Raw genomic sequence first — 2,170 nt, 5'->3', positions numbered from 1 at the left:
TGAGGACGCCCAGACATTTTAATATTCTCCTTTACTTTTCAGGTAACTCTAGCATAACTTTAGAAAAATGGTATAAGTAATATTTGTGTGGAATCGCCCCTTTGTACTGGCAGTTAGATAGATGTTTCAATCTATGTTATGCTGAGTCAAAATTGAGGAACAATCATGTCAAAAGAAAGAAAAAGCAACAAAGAAGTCAAAAAGCCAAAGAAACAACCTGATGGTGTTGCTAAGCCGAAGGATGACAAAAAAAATTATGGTAGCACCGAGGGCCGCAAGTAGAGATAGCTGCCACTCTCTGAACTGTGATTAATTTTGTTTAAGTTTTATTAGTATCAATTCTGAATCAATCACAATATCCTATTTTGGGATAATCCGAAAACAGGTTTATTATACCTAGGGAATATGCACTGCTAAACCCAAAGTATAATGAAATCTGTTTTTAGCGATGAATATGAAACATTCTGTCGCCGATCGAATTTAACACCATTTATTTAGAATTGATGGAAAAAAAATATAGTTCGATCGCCCAAATCCATCAAATCCCATCACAGCGATATCTCGGTTACCGCAATATTACCCTCAAAACACACGTCTACATCAGTCCCCGCCGCCCGATCGCGCGAGCCATATTCTCCCGCATAATAAAAGTATTCTCCCTCCACTCGGTATACCACCGGCAGCGGCTGCGTCGAAGGCCGGCAAAACACAATTTCCGGTTCCGCACTTCCGGGCGCTAAATGCGGCAAATTCACATTCCAGAAACACCCCGACTTTGGTTCCCGGTTGAGCAAATCCGCCAACACCCGCGATGTCCAGCGAGTAGCGACATCCCAATCAATTTCGAGCGGCCTTTTAATCCGGTGGGAAATTGCGATTCCCGGAATACCGTGCATGGCTGCTTCCCGCACAGCCGCCACCGTACCGGAAATATACACGTCAACGCCCAAATTGCCGCCCGCGTTAATACCCGAAAGCACCAAATCCGGCTTCGCACAAACGTGATGAAGAGCGATGCGGACGCAATCGGCCGGTGTTCCCCCTACAGCATACTCCACGGACGATCGGCGATCGACATGAATCGGACTGTGGGCCGTCACCTGATGCCCGCAGCCCGACAATTGCCCCTGCGGAGCCACCATAATTGTTTTGCCGCTGACAGCCTGCAAAAGTGCTTGAATGCCGGGAGCATCGATGCCGTCGTCGTTGGTTAAAATTATCGTCATTAAAAATGTGTCGGTTTTATAGAACCGATTTGAGAGCGCAGAGGCTGGCAACCTTCTGGTAGTTCTAGCCCAAATTGGTTGTTGGTTGGTGGCGATCGTCAGTATGAGCATTACCACACATTTATATCATCGCATTAATTGAACAGTTGTCCCAGAAATGTGGCGCGCCACATTTTAGCCGAGTCGCACCTTGATATGACAGCTAAAGCGACTTGTTACGCTTGCCCCAGTGCAGCATTCATGACATCAGTGTCGATGCAAACATCTAATCACATAATTTTTTCCTCGGCTCTCCCCCATGCTTTGTCTTAAAAGTAGCAGATGATACTAACTATCTGAGACTGAACGTTGAAACCCTCGATCCTGCTAAATTATTAGCTTGCGTTATCACCATAAGTACGAGAGAGCCGATAATAAGTTAATGTCGATTCCAATTGCTTTGACGCAGGGGATGGGAGAATAGATATCAAATCTTTATCAAAGATAGTATCTAAGTTACAGTCATCATTTCCCATTCATAAATCAAATACTTATCTACACTGTTACCATTATTACATTTTAACTCAGGAGAGTTACATGAGCGAACCCACTCAAAGCAATACCAAAGCAGGCTGTCCCCCAGTTCCCCAGTCGATTATGACCGCCAGTCGGGATGAACTAGATAACATCCAATTGGAGATTGAGGGAGAACTACCAGAGGACTTGCAAGGTCACGTCTTTATTGTTGCTCCAGTGGGAAGCGTCGCATCAGGAGGTCTTCCTCACCCTGATGGAAACTCATGGTTGAATGGCGATGGCATGATTTATCGGCTTGATTTCAATCGGCAGGGTGAAGTGAGGTTGAAGTCGCGCCTTGTCAAACCGCCATGTTATACCATTTTTCTAAAGATGTGCTAGAGATAAAGAATGTAAGATCCAAGACCATCCTGTGAGAAAACCAATGA

2 protein-coding genes are annotated in these 2,170 nt (G+C 44.9%); one reads left to right on the top strand and one right to left on the bottom strand.

Translation table 11 applies throughout. The annotated features are described in order from the left end of the window. Positions 1-548: 548 nt before the first annotated feature. Entirely contained in the window at positions 549-1,226 is a 678-nt protein-coding gene (surE, locus tag QUA80_RS33375) for a 5'/3'-nucleotidase SurE (RefSeq protein ID WP_333429180.1), read from the bottom strand. Positions 1,227-1,802: 576 nt separating this feature from the next. Between surE and QUA80_RS33370 the strand changes: the two genes are divergently transcribed. After that, a complete protein-coding gene (locus QUA80_RS33370) occupies positions 1,803-2,123 on the top strand; it encodes a carotenoid oxygenase family protein (RefSeq protein ID WP_333429179.1) in 321 nt (106 codons plus the stop codon). The last annotated feature ends 47 nt before the right edge of the window (positions 2,124-2,170 follow it).

It is taken from the genome of Microcoleus sp. F4-D5, assembly GCF_036704885.1.
Lineage (GTDB): Bacteria > Cyanobacteriota > Cyanobacteriia > Cyanobacteriales > Microcoleaceae > Microcoleus.
The sequence above is the reverse complement of the archived record's forward strand: the minus strand, read 5'-3'. Positions and strand labels throughout refer to the sequence as shown.

What these genes read in the sequence shown, in the direction of transcription:
- surE (WP_333429180.1), bottom strand. Translation starts at nt 1,226, where the DNA reads ATGACGATAATTTTAACCAACGACGACGGCATCGATGCTCCCGGCATT.
- QUA80_RS33370 (WP_333429179.1), top strand. Translation starts at nt 1,803, where the DNA reads ATGAGCGAACCCACTCAAAGCAATACCAAAGCAGGCTGTCCCCCAGTT.